The organism is Streptomyces sp. SAI-170 (genome assembly GCF_049739565.1).
Taxonomy (GTDB): domain Bacteria; phylum Actinomycetota; class Actinomycetes; order Streptomycetales; family Streptomycetaceae; genus Streptomyces.
This window is the reverse complement of sequence record NZ_JBMGQD010000001.1, coordinates 6,124,242-6,144,507: the sequence shown is the minus strand read 5'-3', so window position 1 is coordinate 6,144,507 and position 20,266 is coordinate 6,124,242. Positions and strand designations below refer to the sequence as shown.

At 72.8% G+C, this 20,266-nt stretch carries 18 protein-coding genes; 3 read left to right on the top strand and 15 right to left on the bottom strand.

Features of this window, described 5'->3' with window-relative positions; all coding sequences use genetic code 11:
- Positions 1-36: 36 nt before the first annotated feature.
- The 7 genes from RKD23_RS27610 to RKD23_RS27580 all read right to left on the bottom strand — a co-directional run bounded on the left by RKD23_RS27610 (position 37) and on the right by RKD23_RS27580 (position 8,805).
- Positions 37-891, bottom strand: a complete 855-nt coding sequence (locus RKD23_RS27610) for a hypothetical protein (RefSeq protein ID WP_424856136.1) — start codon at positions 889-891, stop codon at positions 37-39.
- A 4-nt stretch (positions 892-895) separates the two neighbouring features.
- A complete protein-coding gene (locus RKD23_RS27605; protein WP_424856135.1) occupies positions 896-1,249 on the bottom strand; it encodes a hypothetical protein in 354 nt (117 codons plus the stop codon).
- 29 nt (positions 1,250-1,278) lie between these two features.
- Positions 1,279-4,956: a CHAT domain-containing protein gene (locus RKD23_RS27600; protein ID WP_424856134.1), complete on the bottom strand. Its 3,678-nt coding sequence runs from the start codon at positions 4,954-4,956 to the stop codon at positions 1,279-1,281.
- 21 nt (positions 4,957-4,977) lie between these two features.
- A complete protein-coding gene (locus tag RKD23_RS27595; RefSeq protein WP_424856133.1) occupies positions 4,978-6,006 on the bottom strand; it encodes a 6-phosphofructokinase in 1,029 nt (342 codons plus the stop codon).
- A 131-nt stretch (positions 6,007-6,137) separates the two neighbouring features.
- Complete coding sequence (locus tag RKD23_RS27590) at positions 6,138-6,809, bottom strand: response regulator (protein WP_424856132.1); 672 nt, start codon at positions 6,807-6,809, stop codon at positions 6,138-6,140.
- Positions 6,806-8,023 carry a MacS family sensor histidine kinase gene (gene macS, locus RKD23_RS27585; RefSeq protein WP_424856131.1) on the bottom strand — a complete coding sequence of 406 codons (1,218 nt, stop codon included), beginning with the start codon at positions 8,021-8,023 and terminating at the stop codon, positions 6,806-6,808. The genes RKD23_RS27590 and macS overlap by 4 nt, the downstream gene beginning before the upstream one ends.
- Positions 8,024-8,064: 41 nt before the next feature.
- The gene (locus RKD23_RS27580; protein ID WP_424858347.1) at positions 8,065-8,805 is read right to left on the bottom strand and encodes a lysophospholipid acyltransferase family protein; all 741 of its coding nucleotides are present in this window, start codon (positions 8,803-8,805) and stop codon (positions 8,065-8,067) included.
- A gap of 138 nt (positions 8,806-8,943) precedes the next feature.
- Between RKD23_RS27580 and RKD23_RS27575 the strand changes: the two genes are divergently transcribed.
- Positions 8,944-9,723 carry an alpha/beta hydrolase gene (locus RKD23_RS27575; RefSeq protein ID WP_424856130.1) on the top strand — a complete coding sequence of 260 codons (780 nt, stop codon included), beginning with the start codon at positions 8,944-8,946 and terminating at the stop codon, positions 9,721-9,723.
- Positions 9,716-10,306: a hypothetical protein gene (locus RKD23_RS27570; RefSeq protein WP_424856129.1), complete on the top strand. Its 591-nt coding sequence runs from the start codon at positions 9,716-9,718 to the stop codon at positions 10,304-10,306. The genes RKD23_RS27575 and RKD23_RS27570 overlap by 8 nt, the downstream gene beginning before the upstream one ends.
- 19 nt (positions 10,307-10,325) lie before the next feature.
- On the opposite strand, the gene RKD23_RS27565 is transcribed toward RKD23_RS27570, so the two are convergent.
- The 6 genes from RKD23_RS27565 to RKD23_RS27540 form a co-directional block, all read right to left on the bottom strand.
- Entirely contained in the window at positions 10,326-11,072 is a 747-nt protein-coding gene (locus tag RKD23_RS27565) for an endonuclease/exonuclease/phosphatase family protein (RefSeq protein ID WP_424856128.1), read from the bottom strand.
- A 129-nt stretch (positions 11,073-11,201) separates the two neighbouring features.
- Entirely contained in the window at positions 11,202-12,155 is a 954-nt protein-coding gene (locus tag RKD23_RS27560) for an ROK family glucokinase (RefSeq protein WP_424856127.1), read from the bottom strand.
- 55 nt (positions 12,156-12,210) lie between these two features.
- Positions 12,211-12,675 (bottom strand): DUF5304 domain-containing protein, encoded by a 465-nt coding sequence (locus RKD23_RS27555; RefSeq protein ID WP_424856126.1) that lies wholly within the window; start codon positions 12,673-12,675, stop codon positions 12,211-12,213.
- 57 nt (positions 12,676-12,732) lie between these two features.
- Positions 12,733-13,908: an ArsA family ATPase gene (locus tag RKD23_RS27550; protein ID WP_424856125.1), complete on the bottom strand. Its 1,176-nt coding sequence runs from the start codon at positions 13,906-13,908 to the stop codon at positions 12,733-12,735.
- Positions 13,909-13,927: 19 nt separating this feature from the next.
- Positions 13,928-14,371: an SRPBCC family protein gene (locus RKD23_RS27545; RefSeq protein WP_404034483.1), complete on the bottom strand. Its 444-nt coding sequence runs from the start codon at positions 14,369-14,371 to the stop codon at positions 13,928-13,930.
- An 83-nt stretch (positions 14,372-14,454) separates the two neighbouring features.
- Positions 14,455-15,231, bottom strand: coding sequence for a metallophosphoesterase family protein (locus tag RKD23_RS27540; RefSeq protein ID WP_424856124.1), 777 nt, complete (start codon positions 15,229-15,231; stop codon positions 14,455-14,457).
- A 297-nt stretch (positions 15,232-15,528) separates the two neighbouring features.
- Between RKD23_RS27540 and RKD23_RS27535 the strand changes: the two genes are divergently transcribed.
- A complete protein-coding gene (locus RKD23_RS27535; RefSeq protein WP_424856123.1) occupies positions 15,529-17,325 on the top strand; it encodes an AMP-dependent synthetase/ligase in 1,797 nt (598 codons plus the stop codon).
- A 13-nt stretch (positions 17,326-17,338) separates the two neighbouring features.
- Here RKD23_RS27535 and RKD23_RS27530 read toward each other — a convergent pair whose 3' ends face one another.
- Both RKD23_RS27530 and RKD23_RS27525 read right to left on the bottom strand, forming a co-directional pair.
- A complete protein-coding gene (locus tag RKD23_RS27530) occupies positions 17,339-18,919 on the bottom strand; it encodes a GMC oxidoreductase (protein ID WP_424856122.1) in 1,581 nt (526 codons plus the stop codon).
- Between the two features lie 157 nt (positions 18,920-19,076).
- Positions 19,077-20,219: a glycosyltransferase family 4 protein gene (locus tag RKD23_RS27525; protein WP_424856121.1), complete on the bottom strand. Its 1,143-nt coding sequence runs from the start codon at positions 20,217-20,219 to the stop codon at positions 19,077-19,079.
- Positions 20,220-20,266 lie beyond the last annotated feature (47 nt).

Here is a 20,266-nt window from a genome sequence, read left to right as displayed (position 1 = left end):
GCCGTCTGTGGCTTGTCGCGCAGTTCCCCGCGCCCCTTAACTACCTCTCCTTAAGCGTTCTGTGAGAGCTCGGCCCTGTTGTGGTGAAGGGCGGGGTTCCGCCAGGCGGGTCAAAAGGCGGTCCAGGTGTAGGTCTACGGCCGATTCGACCAGCTCTGCGTATGCCTCTGCGGCCAGTGACGCTCTGCGGTGGGACACCATGGCCATCGCCGCTGCTATCAGGACTGATGGCCACCACCCCACCGCCAGTACGGCGTACAGCAGGGCCCAGCCGCCCAGGGTGAACGCCGTGTCCAGGCGGGAGCGGGCCGCCGTGAGGGTGTCTCTCGTCGGGGTCGGGAGGAGGAGCCAGAGGCGGGGCCAGATGACGGCCAGGTCGATGCCGTACTCCTGGGAGAGGCGGACGGTGGGGGTGTGGAGGCGGTCGCCCAGCCAGGTGGGGTGTTGCGGAGGGATCAGGGAGAGCGCGTTGCGGCGGGCGGCGTGTGCCGGGTCCTCGTCGTGTTCGTAGGCCTCGTTCGCCGTGTGCCAGGCCTCTGCCCTGCGGGTCGTCCGGCGGGTGGCCAGGGCTTTCCAGGGCCAGTCGCCGGTGAGGAGGCGTTCGACCGGGGCTGCGAGGGACTGGGCCAGGGCGCCCAGGGCGGCGGAGGCCGGGACGGCTGCCAGGATCAGCAGGGCCGTGCGGGCCGCCAGGGCGTCCCGGTCCGCCGCAGAGGTGCCCTCGGTGAGGGCCGTGAAGCCGTTCCACAGGTCTCGCCAGTCGTGCCAGTCCGACTGGCCGAGGCGGAGGGCCGCCGCGGCGACCAGGAGGTAGGCCAGCCCCGGCAGGACCAGCAGGGTGAACCAGCGGTCGGCCAGTCTGCGGCCCAGTTCGGCGAGGAAGCCCGTCATCGGCTCACGCGTCCGGGACGAAACTCAGGACCCGTTCGTGCACCAGGCACTCGGGCGGGCCCTCGCCGGCCCGGCGCCGCTCGACGCGCCGGCAGGCGCCGACCGGGCAGAGGTAGGCGCCGCGGACCGGTGGTCCGGGCGCGCCGACCGCGGTGGGGGTCTCGCCCTGCCGGGCGCGCAGCGGGGCGGTGACCGTGACGTCGAGCCCGGCCAGCACCTCGTCGATGTCCGCGCCCTCGCGCAGTCGTCGTACCGCCTGTTCCAGGGCGGCCCGGCGCGGGCCGAAGCTCATCAGCCGCAGCGTGGCCAACTCCCGGCAGAACTGGGCGTGAAGGTCGTCGTCCTCTGGTAAATCCACGCGGACGATCGTAGATCCCGGCCCCGCTGTCATGCGCCCGAATGGACATGTGCGGCCCAGCTCAGCGGGCGGTCGGGGTGGCGTTCGCGCAGGGCCCTCACTGCTTGGTGCAGGGCTCGGGCGGCGGGGGGCCTGCCCTCCCGCGGCTCCCCCAGCGTCCGGTACACCCCCTGCGCGATCTCCGCCGAGGACTCGTCGTCGGCCCGCCACAGCGTGCCGATCACCTGGGAGAACCCGGCGAGTTGGAGGGAGCCGGCCAGGTGCAGCGCCTCGTCGGGCAGGGTCGTGCCGCCGACGGCCGTCTCGCAGGCCGACAGGTAGGCGAACTCGGCGCCGGGCAGGTCGAGCCGGGCCACGTCGAGGACGGTCAGCGCGCCGCCCGGCAGCAACAGGCGTCCGTTCGAGGGCCGCGCCGGGTCCTGGACGCCGTGGCAGGCGAAGTGGACCCAGGGGTGCCGGGCGAGTGCGTCGCGAACCCTGTCCGCCTTGGCCTCCTCGCCGCTGAGCAGCGTGCCGCCGACCGCGGTGTGCGCGAGGCCGGCCTCCCGGAGGGCGCCCGGCAGCGGGGTCTGGCCGGCCAGCTCGGGCACGGCGACGATCAGCGGGTCCGCCGCGGGACTCGAGGCGGCTTCCCGCGACCGCAGCAGCGCCGCCACGCTCGGGGTGTACGACGAGACCACCCGGTCGGGCACCTCGCCCGCCGCGTGCAGCGGCAGGAAGGCCAGGGAGCGGGTCGGGCACCACCACACCCGGGGCGGGCACTCGCCGTCCTGGGGGAGGTCCAGGGCGTCGAGGACCGGGCCCGCCACCGTCTGCCACAGCCAGTCGAGGACGTCGGTCACGGCTCGTTCGGCGAAGGCGCGGGCGAGGCCGGAGCGGGAGGCCGCCGCGGCTGCCTGGAACAGTGTCTCGCTGCGTTCGCGGGCCTCGGCGTCGGTGAGGCCGGGCAGCGGGCAGACCTTGAGGCCGGGGCCGTCGATCAGGAGGGCGTGGCCGCCCTGCTGCTCGGGGCCGACGGTGACGACGACGACCGGGCCCTCGGCGCCGGCCCGCAGCAGACGGTCGGCCCGCGGCGGGCGCAGGAAGTCGCGGAAGCCGTCGCGGACGCGGATCGCGTCGAGGGTCTCCTGCCATTCGCGGGCCAGCCGGTGGCGGCGGTCGGCCTGTTCGCCGGACAGACCGTCGGCGGCGGCCGCGTCCAGGTTCTGGCGCAGGGCGTCGAGCCGGGCGGCGAGGACGGGATGCGCGGCGGCCAGCTCGCGGGTTTCACCGCGCAGTTCGAGGGCCTGGGCGGCGAGCACCCCGCGGCCGGCCTCCAGCAGTTCCAGGGCGGACTCGGGCTCGCCCGCGGCCAGCGCGATCTGGGCTGCGAAGGAGCCGGTCGGGGCCATGTCGCCGAGGAGTTCCTCCTGGTCGGAGCGGTCCACGCCGCGCCAGGCGAGCAGTGGGAGCAGTTCGACGGCCAGGCGGGCGGCCTCCAGTGCGCGCCGCGCGTCACCGTTGTCCTCGGCGACGGTGGCCAGTTGCAGCGCGGCGGACATCCGCGTGGCGGCGGGCTGTGCCGGGTCGGCCGCCAGGCCGGCGTTGACGGCGAGGGCCTCCTCGCGCACCCCGTCGCGGTCGCCGTCGGCGCGGGCCACGTCGTAGAGGACGCGCGACAGCACGGCCAGCGCGGTGCCCTGGCGCGGGTCACCGGGCGGCAGCATGTGCGCGGCGGCGCGTGCCCCTTCCAGCGCCCGGTCCAGATCGGCCCGTTCCCCGCCGAGCCGGTGGCGCGTCCACAGGGCGTAGGCGTGGTTGCCGTACAGCATGACGCTGCGCTGCGGGTCGTCGGGCGCGTCCCGCAGGGCCTGCTCGTAGTGGCGTACGGCGGCGTCGGCGGCCTCGACGCCCGCGCCGGGGAGCCGGGTGCGGGCGAGCAGGATGGAGCCGAGGGCGTTGAGCAGGGCGGCGCGCCAGGCGTGGCCGGGGGCGGTGGTGGCGAGGGCGCGCTCCACCAGCCGCTGCCCGCGGTCGAGTTCGCCGGTGTCGCCGGACTGGCGGGCGTACGCGACGATCAGGGTGACCAGGTTACCGAGGGCGATGGGGAACTCGGCGCCGAACTGCGAGGTGCGGTCGGCCAGTTGCTGGGCGGCGTCGACGGCCTCGCGCAGGGAGGCGAGGTGCCGGGTGCGCGAGTGCCGCTCTCCGAGGGCGAGCAGGAGGTTGCCGAGGAGCTGCTCGGGCACCTCGGCGCCGGGCGTCAGGACGGCGCGGCCCTCGCGGAGTCGGGCGACGGCCTCGTCGAGGAGGGCGAGGTCGGCGGTGGCGCGGTAGCGGAAGACGAGGACGCCGCCGAGCCGGGCCAGCGCCTCGGCCTGGCGCCCAGGGGTGTCCGCGGCGGCGAGGGCCCGCCGGGCGACGGCCTCGGCGGGGCCGAAGTCGGGGCTCGTCTCCTGCTCGGCGCGGGCGAGGTGCAGGTCGACGAACGAGGCCAGGACCCCGGAGTCCTCGGCGTAGGGCGCGCCCGGAGCGGTGAGCCGGGTGAGCAGGGCCAGGGCGGGCGGGATGCCCGCGGGGTCGCCGGTCTCGCGGTACTCGTGGACGGTGGCGGCGCAGAAGGAGGTCGCGGCCTCGCGCGAGGGATGCGGTCCGGCGAGGCCCTGCGCCATCAGCTCCAGCGCCCGGCGGCGGTCGGCCGCGTCGCCGCGCAGCTGGTAGCGGTACTGGAGGTGCCGGCCCAGGTCTGCGGCGTAGCGGGCGGGTTCGGCGGTGTGCAGCTCGGTGTAGGCGTCGATGGCCTCGCGCAGGATGTCCTCGTCGCGGCGGCGGGCGAAGCGCTGGGCGAGCAGGTCGGCGTAGTGGCCGCGCAGCTGTGCCTCGATGCGCGGGTAGAGCGGGTGGCGGCGGATGGTCCGCTGGAGGGCGAGGGCCTCGTCGAGCAGGGTGACGTCCGTCTTCTCCCGGGCGGTGGCGGTCAGATAGGTCGACATGGTCATCGCGGCCTGCCCGAGCCACTGCGGGCTCGTCGGGTCGAGGCCGTCGAGGGCGGTGCGGGCCAGCTCGACGGCGTCCTCGATGCGGGCGGAGTCGCGGGTGCGTGAGGCGCGGGCGGTGAGCAGGGCGGAGAGGCGTCCGGCGCGCGGGGCGCGGTCGGCGCCGCCGGCGGCGTCCAGGGCGGCGCGGGCGTGATCAAGGGCGGTGTCCTCGTCGGCCGGGTCGCCGCTGAGACGGAAGCGCTGCTCGGCGGCGCGGGAGAGCACCTCGTGGACCGCGCCGAGCAGCGGGTCGTCGGCGGGCCGGCCGCGCAGACAGCGGCCGCCGCACAGCAGGGCGGCGTCCAGGCACCAGCGGCGCAGTGCGTCGGGGGTGTCGGTGGCCTGCGCCCGCTGCACCAGCAGCGCGGACATGCGGCCCGCGAAGGCGGCGGTGTCCTCGTCGATGTCCGCGCGGACATCGACGAGGGGCCGTAAGCCGGGCGGGACGGCGTCGGGGAGGGCGCGGTGCAGCAGGGCGGCGGCGAGCAGGAACACCGCGTGTTCCGGCGCCCCTTCGCCGCTGCCCGCCTTGGCCGCGGTGCGCATCAGGGCGGTCAGCCCGGCCTGCCGGAGCAGGCCCGGCGCGGGTGGCTCGCCGCCGTCGCGCACGGCGGGCCAGACGGCGGCCAGCTCCTCCTTGTGCCCCTCCAGCAGCGCACCGAACCCCAGCCGGTCGAACAGTCCCGCCATGCTCGCTCCCCCGTAGCTGTGTCAGCCGAAGAAGACGCCGACCTCCTCGTACAGCTTCGGGTCGACCGTCTTCAGCCTCGCCGTCGCCTCGGCGATGGGTACGCGCACGATGTCCGTGCCGCGCAGCGCGACCATCTTGCCGAAGTCCCCGTCGCGCACGCAGTCGATCGCGTGGAGTCCGAAGCGGGTGGCGAGCCAGCGGTCGAAGGCGCTGGGGGTGCCGCCGCGCTGGACGTGCCCGAGGACGGTGGTGCGGGCCTCCTTGCCGGTGCGTCGCTCGATCTCCCGGCCGAGCCACTCGCCGATGCCGGACAGCCGCACATGCCCGAAGGAGTCCAGCGAGTCGTCCTTGAGGACGGCCTCGCCGTCCTTGGGCATGGCGCCCTCGGCGACGACGACGATCGGGGCGTACGACGCCTTGAAGCGGGAGGTGACCCAGGCGCAGACCTGGTCGACGTCGAAGCGCTGCTCGGGGACGAGGATGACGTTGGCGCCGCCGGCGAGTCCGGCGTGGACGGCGATCCAGCCGGTGTGCCGGCCCATCACCTCCACCACCAGGACGCGCATATGGGACTCGGCGGTGGTGTGCAGCCGGTCGATGGCCTCGGTGGCGATGCCGACCGCGGTGTCGAAGCCGAAGGTGTAGTCGGTGGCCGACAGGTCGTTGTCTATCGTCTTGGGCACGCCCACGCAGGGCATGCCGTACGCGTCGGCGAGCCGGGCGGCGACGCCGAGCGTGTCCTCGCCGCCGATCGCGATCAGTGCGTCGACCTCCAGCTTGGCGAGGTTCTCCTTGATCCGCCGGATGCCGTTCTCCGCCTGGAGGGGGTTGGTGCGCGAGGAGCCGAGGATGGTGCCGCCGCGGGGCAGGATGCCGCGCACGGCGGGGATGTCCAGGCGCACGGTGTCGCCCTCCAGGGGGCCGCGCCAGCCGTCCCGGAAGCCGGTGAATTCATAGCCGTACTCCTGGACGCCCTTGCGGACGATGCCGCGGATGACGGCGTTGAGCCCGGGGCAGTCGCCGCCTCCGGTCAGTACTCCGACCCGCATGGAAATGTCCCTTCGCCACGGTTGCCGAACACGCGAGTGCCGTACGGCAGCACGCTAGCCGTGACCCAGGTCACTTCGGCATGGCCCGGCCGGGCCTTTCCGGTGAAGTCGCGGGCGCGAGGTTCACGCGGTCACTCGTCGTCGAGGCCCCGCTCTATGGCGTACCGGACGAGTTCGACGCGGTTGTGCAGCTGGAGCTTGCCGAGGGTGTTCTGGACGTGGTTCTGGACGGTGCGGTGGGAGATGACGAGGCGCTCGGCGATCTGCTTGTAGCTCAGGCCCTTGGCGACCAGGCGCAGCACCTCGGTCTCACGGTCGGTCAGGCGCGGGGCGTCGGGCTCGTCGGCGTGGGAGGCGGGGGCGGGTTCGGAGGCCAGGCGGCGGTACTCGCCGAGGACCAGACCGGCCAGGCCGGGCGTGAACACCGGGTCGCCGACGGCCGTGCGGCGCACCGCGTCGAGGAGTTCCTCGGTGGAGGCCGACTTCAGCAGATAGCCGGTCGCGCCGGACTTGACCGCCTCCAGTACGTCGGCGTGCTCGCCGCTGGCGGACAGGACCAGGACGCGCAGCGCCGGGTTGTGGCCGACGAGCTCCTTGCAGACCTGGACGCCGGGCTTGACGGGCAAGTTCAGGTCGAGGACGAGGACGTCGGGAGAGGCCGCCCTGGCCCGGCGTACGGCCTGTTCGCCGTCGCCCGCCGTGGCGACCACGTCGAAGCCGGACTCGGCCAGGTCACGGGCGACCGCGTCGCGCCACATGGGGTGGTCGTCGACCACCATCACCTTGATCGCCTGCTCGGTCATCGCTGTCCTGCCTTCCCCCGTGAGACCTTCGGTACCTTCAGCTCGACCTCCGTGCCCTGCCCCGGGATCGAGATCAGCTCGGCGCTGCCGCCGAGCTCGCGCAGCCGTCCGCGGATGGACAGGGCCACGCCCATGCGCCCCTCGCCCTCGGCCTGCGCGAGCCGGCCGTCCGGGATGCCGGGGCCGTCGTCGCGTACGGTCACGATCACCTCGTCGGGCCAGTCCTCGACCAGGAGCCAGGCGCGGGCGCCGTCCCCCGCGTGCTGCCGCACATTGTCCAGGGCCGCGCCGACCGCCGCGGCCAGCTCCCGCGCCGCGGCGGGCTCCATCGGCACCGGCGCGCCGGGTTCGGCGAGGCTGACCCGGGCGGAGGCGAAGGGGGCGAGCAGCGGGCGCAGGTCCACCGGCCCGTCGTCGGGGTCGGGTTCTTCCACGACCCGTACGACGGCCCCCTCGGCGGCGTCCTCCGACACCCGGGACACATGGGTGAGGCCGCCGGAGACCAGGGTGCGCAGGGCGACCTCCTGCTCTCCGGCCATCCGGCCCAGCTCGGCCGCCTCGCCGCCGATGACCGCGCCCCGGCGCTGCACCATGGCCAGGACCTGGAGCACGCTGTCGTGGATGTCCCGGGCGAGCCGCTCCCGCTCGCGGGTGGCCGCCTCGATCTCCAGGGCGCGGGCGAGGGTGCGCTCGGAGGCGCGGGCGACCTCGACGACGTAGCCGATGGCGATGGAGGCGACCCAGACGAGGATGACGTTGTGGACGGTGTCCCGGGCGGGGGCGCCGCGCTCGATCAGGTTGGCGACGGCGACCGCGGTGGAGGCGCCGGCCGCCCAGCGCCAGCCCCCCTTGATCGCGAAGGCGAGCACCGATCCCGCGGTCCATATCGACGGCAGCGTCGGGCCGCCGTCCGCGACCCGCGCGGGCGCGTCCGCGAGCGGGGTGAGGAGGATGCCGGTGAGCGCGACGGTGAGGTCGGCGGCGAGGAAGCGCCGTGTGCAGCTCGCGGCGTTCTGCACCCGGGGCAGGGTGGCCAGGGTCCACACGCCGAGGACGGCGTAGTAGCCGACGGCGAGCCAGGGGCGGCGGAACTCGTCGTAGGCGGTGGCGAACAGGCCGACCGCGTACAGCATGGTCAGCACGCGGAAGCCGGTGAGCGCACGCCACAGCGGCAGCTCGACCGACATCCTCATGACCTTCTCGCGCCGCGCCACCGGCCCACCCCCCGATTCCCCCGGATCCCCGCCCGTGTCTCCTACGTTCCGCTCTTCGCGGCCTTCGCCGCTTCCTTCGCGGCTTCCTTCTCGGCCTTGGCGGCTTCCGCGATCTGCCGCTTGGCGGCGGTCGCGTACATGTCGACGTACTCCTGGCCGGAGAGCTTCATGATCTCGTACATGACCTCGTCGGTCACCGCCCGCAGCACGAACCGGTCGTGCTCCATGCCGTAGTACCTGCTGAAGTCCAGGGGCTTTCCGATGCGGATGCCGGGGCGCATGACCTTCGGGACGACCTTGCCGGGCGGCTGGATCTTCTCGGTGTCGATCATCGCCACGGGGATCACCGGGGCGCCGGTGGCGAGCGCCACGCGGGCGAGGCCGCCGGGCTTGCCGCGGTAGAGGCGGCCGTCGGGCGAGCGGGTGCCCTCGGGATAGATGCCGAACAGCTCCCCGCGCTCGATCACCTCGATGCCGCTCTTGATCGCGGCCTCACCGGCACCGCGCGCACCCGAGCGGTCCACGGGCAGCTGGCCCACGCCCTTGAAGAACGCGGCCGTCAGCCGGCCCTTCACGCCCGGGGTGGTGAAGTACTCGGCCTTCGCGATGAACGTCACCTTGCGGTCGAGCACCGCGGGCAGGAAGAAGGAGTCCGAGAACGACAGATGATTGCTCGCCAGGATCGCGGCGCCCTCGGCGGGGACGTTCTCCAGGCCCTCCACCCAGGGCCTGAAGACGAGCTTCAGCGAACCCCCGACGGTGACCTTCATCGCGCCGTACAACAACCGAGTGCCTCCTGTGTCTGTGGATCAGACCTTAACCCGGGGGTCGCGCGAGTGGCCCGACGGCCCTGGTCGGTGTCGGTGCGGTCGCGTACGGTGAAGGCCACAGCCCCTCTCTCACCCACAAGGAGACCGAAGGTGCCGGTCCTTCCCGGAGCCGAGCCGTACCGCCACGAGGGCGGCGAGGTCGGCGTCCTGCTGTGCCACGGCTTCACCGGTTCCCCGCAGTCGCTGCGCCCCTGGGCGGAGTACCTCGCCGAGCGCGGTCTGACCGTGTCCCTGCCGCTGCTGCCCGGCCACGGCACCCGCTGGGAGGACATGCAGCTCACCGGCTGGCAGGACTGGTACGCGGAGGTGGACCGCGAGCTGCGCGCCCTCACCGAGCGCTGCGCGCGGGTCTTCGTGTTCGGCCTGTCCATGGGCGGCGCCCTCTCCCTGCGCCTGGCCGCGCGACACGGCGACGAGGTGGCCGGGCTGGTCCTCGTCAACCCGGCGAACAAGGTGCACGGCCTGTCGGCGTACGCCCTTCCGGTGGCCCGGCATCTGGTCCGTACGACGAAGGGCATCGCCAGCGACATCGCCAAGCCCGGCAATGTCGAGGTCGGCTACGACCGGGTGCCGCTGCACGCCGCGCACTCCCTGCGGCAGTTCTTCCGCGTGGTCGACGGCGAGCTGCCCCAGGTCACCCAGCCCCTGCTGGTCCTGCACAGCCCGCAGGACCATGTCGTACCGCCCGCCGACTCGGCCCGCATCCTCAGCCGGGTGTCCTCCACGGACGTCACCGAGCTGCTGCTGGAACAGAGCTACCACGTCGCTACGTTGGACCACGACGCGGACCGGATCTTCGCGGAGAGCTACGCGTTCATCGGCCGGCTCGCACCCAGTGTCGGCAAGGAAGGGACGGCCGCAGGTGGCTGAGCACGACTCCGAGAGCAGAGACCGGGAGGAGCGCGACGGCCTCGGTCCGGAGGAGCAGAGCGTGCCCTTCGACGAGGACGCCGCGTGGGCGGCGATCGTCCAGGGCTACGGCGAGGAGCCGCCGGACCCGCCCGGCGCCAAGCCGTTCAAGTCGGTGGAGGACCTGGCGCTGCTGGAGTCCGAGACGAACGCCGACCCGGAGGGGGAGGCCCCGGCCGCCAAGAAGGACGAGACCCCGAAGCCGCTGGGCAGCTCGGTCGCCTTCGCGCCCGGTGTCGGCCCGCGCGACTACTCGGTCGCCGAGCCGGCGGAGGACGACTTCGACGACAGCGACGAGGGGCACTTCGTGCCGCCGGAGCCGCCGCCGCTGCCCGCCGCCGACACCACCTCCAAGTTCGCCTGGCTGGCCGTGATCGGCGGCCCGGTGCTGCTTCTGCTGGCCGTCGTCCTGGGCTGGGACATGACCTGGTGGCTGGCCACGCTCGGCATCGGCGGCTTCCTGGGCGGCTTCGCCACGCTGGTGGCGCGCATGCGCACCGATGACGACGAGAGCGACGATCCGGGGCGGGGCGCCGTCGTCTGAGCGGCTGGGATCCCGTCGTCTAGGCGGCTGGGACTCTGAGGGCGGCCAGGACCGGAAGGTGGTCCGTGGCCGCCCTCAGGTCGTGTGCGGTGATGCCGGGCTGGTCCAGGGGCACACCGCAGCCGAGCACCTCGATGCCCTTGGTCGCGAAGATCGCGTCGATACGGCGGTGGGGTTCGTCGCGGATCCAGGTGTCCGAGCTGCCCCAGGGGGCCGTGGTGTGGCAGTCCTGGAGCTGTGTCGCGAGCCGCTGGAAGGTGGGGCCGGTGGGGCGTTCGTTGAGGTCTCCGCCCGCGATGACGTGGTCCGTGCCGAGTGCCGCGACGCGGTCCAGGAGCAGGCCGCCCTGCTCCTGGCGCTCGGCCCTGTCCAGGGAGAGGTGGCAGCTGATCGCGCCCACGCGGGCGGCGCCGAAGCGGACCACTGCCGTGGAGAGGCCTCGTCTGTGCTGCCCAGGGGTGAGGGGCAGCAGGACGTCCTCGGTGTGCTCGACCGTGGCGCGCAGGTTGCAGAGCAGGGCGGGGCCCGCGGCTGTGGCGCCGCCGGAGAGGACGACGAGGTCGGCTGCCTCGGCCAGGCGGGCGAGCTTCTTGCGCCAGCGGAAGAACCGCGGTGCTTCCTGGAGGAGGACCAGGTCGGGAGCGCAGGACCTGATGACGCGGGCGAGGGCGTCGGTGTCGTCGCGCATCGAGCGGATGTTGTAGCTGAGAACCCTGATGACTGCTGAACCGTCTGAGTCCGTGCGGGACTTGGGGAGCGGCGTCATGTGGATCAATGTACGCCCCATGACTCGGGGCGCGAGGTATGTGCGCGACTGACCGTTCGTGTGGCTTGTCGCGCCCACGCGGCGGAGCCGCATGTATGTACAGCCCCGCGCCCCTAAGAAACCAGGTACCTACATGATCGGGTCGGGCTCCCGGGCCAGGTCCGCTGCTCCCACCATGCCGGCCTTGTTGCCGAGCTGGGCTGCGATCACGTCCGCCACCGGGCGCCAGTTGCCGCCGACGAGCCAGCGCTTGTAGGACTTGCGGATCGGGTCCAGGACCAGGTCGCCCTCGTCGGAGAGGCCGCCGCCGACGATGAACGCGGACGGGTCGAAGAGGGAGGCGAGGTCGGCGAGGCCGGCGCCGGCCCAGCGGGCCAGTTCGCGGTAGGAGTCGACGGCGACCGGGTCGCCCTGGCGGGCGGCCATGGAGATGTGCTTGCCCTCGATGCCGTCGGGGGTGCCGTCGCCGAGGGCGAGCAGCACCTCGGCGCGCTCCGGGGTGGCGTTGGCGCGCTGCTTGGCGTAGCGGACGAGGGCGCGGCCGGAGGCGTACTGCTCCCAGCAGCCCTGAGAGCCGCAGCCGCACAGCAGGCCGTCCGGCACCATGCGGATGTGGCCGAACTCGGCGGCCACGCCGAAGTGGCCGCGGCGCAGCTTGTTGCCGATGATGATGCCGCCGCCGAGGCCGGTGCCGAGGGTGATGCAGATGACGTTCCGGTGGCCCTTGCCGGCGCCGAACCTGTACTCGCCCCAGGCGGCGGCGTTGGCGTCGTTCTCCACGACGACCGGGAGGCCGGTGCGCGCCTGGACCTTCTCCTTGAGCGGTTCGTTGCGCCAGTCGATGTTGGGCGCGAAGTAGACCGTCGAGCGCTGACGGTTGACGTAGCCCGCGGCACCGATGCCCACGCCGACGATCTCGTGCCCCGCGCGTGCGCCCTCCACCGCCGAGGCGATGGCGTCGATGATGGCCTCGGGCGTGGTGGGGGTCGGCACCTTGAAGGTCGAGAGGATGTTGCCTTCCTCGTCGACCACGCCGGCCGCGATCTTCGTGCCGCCGATGTCGACGCCGATGGTGAGTCCCATGAATCCCTCAGTTTCGGTCGAGCCCCGCTACGGCCAACCGTACCCGAGGAGGCAGTCAGTCCAGGTCGATGCGTTCGCCTGATGGACCGCTGTCGCCCTCGTCGGGGCCGTGCTCGAAGTCCGCGGTCCGGGTGGTCCAGCGCTTCTCCTGGGCCTGGACGGCGGAGCGGTAGGCGGCGAGGAGTTCCTGACCTGCGACGGCGAGGTGGTCGAAGACCTCGGGGTTGCGTTCGATGACGGGTTCCACGGCCGCCTTGGCCTGCTGGACGACCTGCTGCACGACCTGCTGGGCGGCGGGTCCGGCGACCGCGCCGAGCAGCGGTGACTGCAGTCCGGCCAGCTTGTCGGCGACGGTGTCGACGAGCTTGCGCAGCTCCTCGGCGGCGGAGCCGGGAGGCGGGCCCTGCCGGCCTTGGCGCCGGGCCTTCTCCGCCGCGAGATCCTCGGCGCACGCCGTCGCCCAGGCGTCGGCGTCGGCCGCGGTCGGGCGCTCCCCTGCCTCGGGGTGCTCTTCGCTCATGGCGGGCTCCTGACTACGGTTCGTTCTTACGACGTTACCCGACCGGGTGCCGCGGTTTCAGCGCCCCGTCGGCCACAGCGCGGGGTCCGGCGCGAAGCGGATGCGCAGCTCGTCCTCGCGCAGGCTCGCCCCGGCCACGGTGCACCGGCGCAGCGCGGAGGGCAGGGGGACGACCCGGCGGAACGGGCCGACGCCGAGGGCGAGTTCGTCGCCGCGCCGGATGAGGTCCAGCTCGTCGCGCCGGGCGCCCGGCAGCGGGATGTGCCACACCAGGACGCCGTCCTGCGCGAGCCGGTCCTCGACCGGCCACTCCACAGTGGAGGGGCTGCCCGGCTCGGCGGAGAGGGCGAGTGCGGCCAGGTCCTCCGTGCCGCGCGGGTCACGTCCGAGGTGGGGCGCGGCCTGGACGTCGTACACGCTCTGCCACTCCTCCACCGCCTTGCGCTGCTGCACCACGAGTCCTGTGAGCCAGCTGCCGGGGCCCGCCTCCGACTCGGGCACCACCCGGTTGGCCACCAGCCGCTCGGGGCGCCGGGCGCGCAGGGCGAGTCCGAGGGCGGCGGCCCGCACGGCGTCGGCTCCGGCCGGTCCCGGCTCGGCCACCAGCCGTACGTGCGTGTCCTTGTCCGCGAGCACGGCCTCGACGGCCCCCAGCTCCACGTCCCAGCGCGCGGCCGCCTCGTACAGCCACTCCGCCGGCATCGGCACCCCGGCCAGCCGGCCCAGCACCGGCCGCAGCGCGCGGGCCGCCTGCCGCTCGGGCGGCAGCAGCCTGCGCAGACAGCGGCGCAGTTCCTCGGGGAGGGAGAGCAGCGCGAGGGCCCGGTCGAGCGGGGGCAGGTCGACGACGACCAGGTCGTGCGCCTCCGACAGCGCGGCGTCCCGCAGCGCCCGCAGCAGCGCCAGCTCGTCGGCTCCGGGCAGCGGCGACATCTCCTCGGGCTCCAGCCGAGCGGCCCCGAGCAGATCGAGCGCCCCGCCGGCCCGCTCCTGCAGCGCGGCCAGCCCGTCCCGGAAACCGACCGCGGGGTCGGGCCGCCATGCGGTGAGGTGCTCGCCGACCCGGACGGGGTCGGGCCCGGTGGCCGTACCGAGGGCGGCGCCCAGCGAGTCGGACCGGTCGACGCTCAGCACGAGCGTCCGAAGGCCTTCCCCGGCGGCGGCGAGCGCGGTGGCGGCGGCGGCAGTGGTCCGGCCACTGCCACCCGGACCGATGATCAGGAGGGTGCGCATGAGGGTGACGGTAACCCCCTTACTTCGCCCCCGACTCCACCCGCTTCTTCAGCCCGGCCAGCGCCCGGTCGATGATGACCTTCTCGGCCTTGCGCTTGATCATCCCGAGCATGGGGATCTTCACGTCGACGGTCAGCTGGTACGTGACCTCGGTGGCGCCCGCCCCGGCCGGCTTCAGTACGTAGGACCCGTCGAGCGACCGCAGCATCTGGGACTTCACGAGGGTCCAGGAGACCTCGTTCTCGCCGGTCCAGGTGTATCCGAGCACCTGGTCGTCCTTGATCGCCCCGGCGTCCATGACGAGCCGCACCTGCTCGGCGCGGCCCTGCTCGTCCGCCCGGAGGACCTCGGCCTGCTTGACCTCGCCGGTCCAGTCCGGATAGCGGGCGAAGTCCGCGATCACCGACATGACGTCGGCCGGTGCCGCCTCGATCGTGATGCTCGAGCTGGTGTGTTCCGCCATCTTCGTGGCTCCTCCAGATGCGGTCCGGCAAGAAGTCGTGGTGCGCACGTATGTGCAGCGTGAAGGCTACCGCGCGCCGCCGGTCACCATTCGAGGGCCCAGGGGCGGCCGCTGCCCGCGAAGTGCCCGACGTTGACGCACTCCGTCGCCCCGATCCGCATCCGCCGCGCCAGGGGCTGATGGACGTGCCCGAACAGGGCGTAACGGGGCCGGGTCCGGCGGATCGCCTCCAGCAGGGCGCGGCTGCCCCGCTCGAAGCGGCGCGCGACGGTGTCGTAGACGAGCTCGGGCACCTCGGGCGGGATGTGGGTGCACAGCACGTCGACCTCGCCGACAGCCTCGATCTTGGCGGCGTACTCCTCGTCGGAGATCTCGTACGGGGTGCGCATGGGGGTGCGCAGGCCGCCGCCGACGAAGCCGAAGGTGCGGCCGCCGATCTCCACCCGCTCGCCGTCCAGGACCCGCGTCCCGGGCCGGGCGTACTCCTTCCACAGCGGCGGCATGTCGACATTGCCGTACGTGGCGTAGGTCGGGGTGGGGAAGGCGGCGAACAGCTCGGCGTACTGCTTGCGCACGGCCCCTTCGATCACGGCGGCGCGGTCGGCGCCGACTCCGGCCCACAGCTGCCGGCCGAGATCGCGGGCCTCGTCGAAGCGGCGGGCGGTGCGCAGCTCGACGAGCCGGTGGGCGTTCTCGACGCCGAACAGGTCGGGGAAGATGCCGCGCGAGTGGTCGGCGTAGTCGAGGAACAGGACGAGGTCGCCCAGGCAGATCAGGGCGTCGGCGCCGTCCCCGGCCCGGGCCAGGTCGGCGGCGTTGCCGTGCACGTCGCTCACGACGTGAACGCGGGTGGATGCCATGGTGATCAAGCGTAGGCGGCGCGCGGCCCTTGTGAACAGTGCTGGCCGGACCTGCGGTTACTGGCTGGTTCCGAACGCCGTCGACTACTGTGCGCGAAGGAACACCCAACTGTGTGACGCAGCGAACATCTCGCCGGGACCCCCTGTCGTAGACGCCATACCGGCGGGTAACGTCCGGGCAGTCCAGTCGTGCTCAGGTTTTCAACATGTGAATTCCCGAGCACTTGCCCGAGCCTTGGACCGCACCGTCGCATCGCACAACGTCGTGGCGCCGGCGCCCTATGAGGAGCAGCAGTCTTGCGCGAGTTCAGCCTTCCGGCTTTGTACGAGGTCCCCGCGGACGGGAATCTGACCGACATCGTCCGCAGAAACGCCGCGCAGCATCCGGACGTCGCCGTCATCGCCCGCAAGGTGTCCGGCCGCTGGCAGGACGTCACCGCCACGGAGTTCCTCGCCGAGGTGCACGCGGCCGCCAAAGGCCTGATCGCCGCCGGTGTGCAGCCGGGCGACCGGGTCGCGCTGATGTCGCGCACCCGCTACGAGTGGACGCTGCTGGACTTCGCGATCTGGAGCGCGGGCGCGGTGACCGTGCCGGTGTACGAGACCAGCTCGCCGGAGCAGGTGCAGTGGATCCTGTCGGACTCGGGCGCGACCGCCTGCATCGTCGAGACGGCCAGCCACGCCGCCGCGGTGGAGTCGGTGCGCGAGTCGCTGCCCGCCCTCAAGCACGTCTGGCAGATCGAGGCCGGCGGCGTCGAGGAGCTGGGCCGGCTCGGCCAGGACGTGGCCGACGAGACGCTGGAGGAGCGCGGCTCGGTCGCCAAGGCGGACGACCCGGCGACCATCGTCTACACCTCCGGCACGACCGGCCGCCCCAAGGGCTGTGTCCTCACCCACCGGGCGTTCTTCGCCGAGTGCGGCAATGTCGTCGAGCGGCTGCGCCCGCTGTTCCGCACCGGTGAGTGCAGCGTCCTGCTCTTCCTGCCGCTCGCCCATGTCTTCGGGCGCCTGGTGCAGATCGCCCCGATGATCGCGCCGATCAAGCTGGGCTGCGTCCCCGACATCAAGAACCTCACCGACGAGCTGGCCGCGTTCCGTCCGACGCTGATCCTGGGCGTGCCGCGCGTCTTCGAGAAGGTGTACAACTCCGCGCGCGCCAAGGCGCAGGCGGACGGCAAGGGCAAGATCTTCGACAAGGCCGCGGACACCGCGATCGCCTACAGCAAGGCGCTGGACACCCCGGCGGGCCCGTCCCTCGGCCTGAAGATCAAGCACAAGGTCTTCGACAAGCTGGTCTTCAGCAAGCTGCGCGCGGTGCTCGGCGGCCGCGGCGAGGCCGCGATCTCCGGCGGGGCCCCGCTGGGCGAGCGCCTGGGCCACTTCTTCCGCGGCATCGGCTTCACGGTCCTTGAGGGCTACGGCCTGACCGAGTCCTGCGCGGCGACCGCGTTCAACCCCTGGGACCGGCAGAAGATCGGCACGGTCGGCCAGCCGCTGCCCGGCTCGGTGGTGCGGATCGCCGACGACGGCGAGGTGCTGCTGCACGGCGAGCACCTGTTCAAGGAGTACTGGAACAACCCGGGCGCGACCGAGGAGGCGCTGGCCGACGGCTGGTTCCACACCGGCGACATCGGCACCCTCGACGAGGACGGCTACCTCAGGATCACCGGCCGCAAGAAGGAGATCATCGTCACCGCGGGCGGCAAGAACGTCGCTCCGGCCGTGATCGAGGACCGCATCCGGGCGCACGCCCTGGTCGCGGAGTGCATGGTGGTCGGTGACGGGCGGCCGTTCGTGGGCGCGCTGGTCACCATCGACGAGGAGTTCCTGGGCCGCTGGGCGGCCGAGCACGGCAAGCCGGCGGGGTCCACCGCGGCGTCGCTGCGCGAGGACGCGGATCTGCAGGCCGCGATCCAGGCGGCCGTCGACGACGGCAACGCCGCGGTGTCGAAGGCGGAATCGGTGCGGAAGTTCCGCATTCTGCCCTCCCAGTTCACGGAGGAGTCGGGCCACCTGACGCCGTCGCTGAAGCTGAAGCGCAACGTGGTGGCGAAGGACTACGCGGCCGAGATCGAGGCGATCTACGCCAAGTGACCTCGGCGGTGCTCTATGGCGCGGTGTCCTCCACGAGGACCCGCGCCATGGTGCGTTCGGCGAGGGCGGTGATGGTGACGAAGGGGTTCACCCCGATCGAGCCGGGCACCAGCGAGCCGTCGGTGACGTACATCCGCCGGTAGCCCTTGACCCGGCCGTAGCCGTCGGTGGCCTTGCCCAGCACGCAGCCGCCCAGCGGGTGGTAGGTGAAGTCGTCGGCGAAGACCCGGTTGCCGCTGCCGAACAGGTCGTAGCGGTAGATCGTGGCGTTCGCCGCGTTGATCCGGTCGAAGAGCTTCTTCGCCATGCCCGCGGACACGGAGCTCTGCGAGGCGCTCCAGCCCAGCTTCAAGGAGCCGTCCGCGCAGGAGAACGACGCCCGCTCCCGGTTCCTGGTGATCGCCAGGTAGAGGCTCACCCAGTGCTCCAGGCCCGTGGGCAGCGGGGCGATCTCCGCGAAGACCGGGTTGGCGGTGTTCGCCCAGTCGTCGATGCCCATGACCGGCATGGTGGACTGGTCCTCTCCTACGGTGTCCCACAGATGGTTGGCCCGCCCCAGCATGACGTTGCCGTTGGGCCCCCAGCCGGCGCCGACGCTCGCGTCGAGATCGGGAAGCGCGCCGGACTCCCTTGCCCTGAGGAGGAGTTCGGTGGTGCCGAGGCTGCCGCCGGCCAGGAAGAGGTGGGTGCAGGCGTACTCCTTCCTCTCCACGACCGCGCCGCTGGGGTCGATGCGTTCGGCGGTCACGACGTACGTCCCGTCCGGCGCGCGGCTCACCGCGGTGGCCCGCTCCAGCGTGTGCACGGTGACGTTGCCGGTGCCGAGCGCGGCGGCCAGATAGGTCTTGTCGAGGCTGCGTTTGCCGTGGTTGTTGCCGTAGATGACCTCGCCGGCCAGGGCGGACTTCGGGGCGGTGCCGGCTGCCTCGCGGCGCATGTGCTCGAAGTCGTAGACGCTGGGCACGAAGGTGGTCCTGAGGCCGGCGTTGGCGGCGTGCTTGCGGGAGATCCGGGTGAAGCGGTACCACGGCGTGGACTCGAACCAGGACGGGTCGATCGTGTTGACGCCCAGCATGGAGCGGGCGCGCGGGAAGTACGTGCCGTACATCTCGTCGGCGTCGACCGTCGGGAACTGCTCGGTGAAGTACGCCCGGGGCGGGGTGACCGCCATGCCGCCGTTGACCAGGGAGCCGCCGCCGACGCCTCTGCCGACGTAGACGGACATGTGGTCGAAGCGGACGCGATCCAGGGGGCCTGGATAGCGCGTGATGTCCTTGTTGACGACGTCCAGCCAGAGGAAGGTGGCGAGGGGGGCCTCGGTGCGGGTGCGGAACCACATGCTGCGTTCGTCGGGGGCGGCTGTGGAGCAGAAGACCTTGCCGTCCTTGCCCGGGGTGTTCCAGAGGCGGCCCATTTCGAGGACGAGTGTGCGGATGCCGGCCTGTCCCAGGCGGAGGGCGGCTACTGCGCCGCCGTAGCCGGAGCCGACGACCATGGCTGGGGCGTTGTCGGCGGCTGGGGCCTCTTGTGCCCGGGCCGACTGGAGGTCGATGCGGGTGAATCCGAGGGCCGCGGCCGTTTGCAGCGCGGCCATTCCTAGGATCTGACGTCTCGTCAGGTGTGGGGTCATGCTGCGCAGCATGCGCCGAGTTCGGGGTTCCGCCAAGGGTTCTGCCGGGTCCCGTTGCGTTGGCGACTGCGGGTTGTGCGTGGTTGCTCGCGCAGTTCCCCGCGCCCCTGAGCTACGTCACCTAAAGCAGCGTCTTCAGGTTTTCTGCCAAGAGATCCCAGCGCCACTTCTCCTCGACCCACTCTCTGCCCCGCTCGCCCATCCTGCGGCGCAGTTCGGGGTCCCCGAGGAGGGTGATGATGCGCTCGGCGGCGTCCTGTGGGGAGCCGCCTCTGACCACCCAGCCGGTTTCGCCGTCGAGGACGGCGTCGGGGGCTCCGCCGGAGTCGCCTGCCACCACAGGGAGGCCGGTCGCGGAGGCCTCCAGGTAGACGATGCCGAGGCCCTCGACGTCGAGGCCGCCCCGCCGGGTGCGGCAGGGCATCGCGAAGACGTCGCCGGCGCCGTAGTGGGCGGGGAGCTCGGACCAGGGGACGGGGCCGGTGAAGCGGACGGAGTCGCCGAGGCCGGCCTCGGCCGCCATCCGGCGCAGGTCCTTCTCGTACGGGCCGCCGCCGACGATCAGCAGGACGGCGTCCGGCTCGGCGGCGAGGATGCGGGGCATGGCCTGGATGAGGGTGTCCTGGCCCTTGCGGCGGACCAGGCGGGAGACGCAGACGACGACCGGGCGGTCGGTGAGGCCGAGGCGGGCGCGGACCTCGTCGCCGCCGGAGGCGGGGTGGAAGGTCTTCTCGTCGACGCCCGGCGGGAGCTGGACCATCCGGGAGGCGGCGGCCGGGCTCAGTGCGGTCGCTATGCGCGAGCGCGTGTACTCGCCGAGGTAGGTGATCGTGTCGGTGGCCTCGCCGATACGGCCGAGCAGTTGGCGGGCGGCGGGCAGCTGGGCCCAGCCGGCCTCGTGGCCGTGGGTGGTGGCCACCAGCCGCTCGGCACCGGCCTTCCGCAGGGCGGGTGCCATCAGGCCGAGCGGGGCCGCCGCCCCGAACCACACCGAGGTGCAGCCGTGCTCGCGCAGCAGGCGCACCGCCGTACGCGTGGCGCCGGGGGTCGGCAGCAGCATCGTCGTGCGGTCGCGTACGACGGTGAAGGGCTGCTCGGCGTCGAAGGCGGCGGTCGCCTCGATGCCCTCCCGGCTCCGCTTCCAGGTGGAGGCGTAGACGACAAGGCGCTCGGGGTCGAGCCGCAGCGCCATGTTGTGCAGGAACGCCTGGATGCCGCCCGGCCTCGGCGGGAAGTCGTTGGTCACGATCAGGGTCTTGCGCATCGTCGCCGACCTTACCCAACGTAGACTCGCGGGTCGGCACGGCCGCG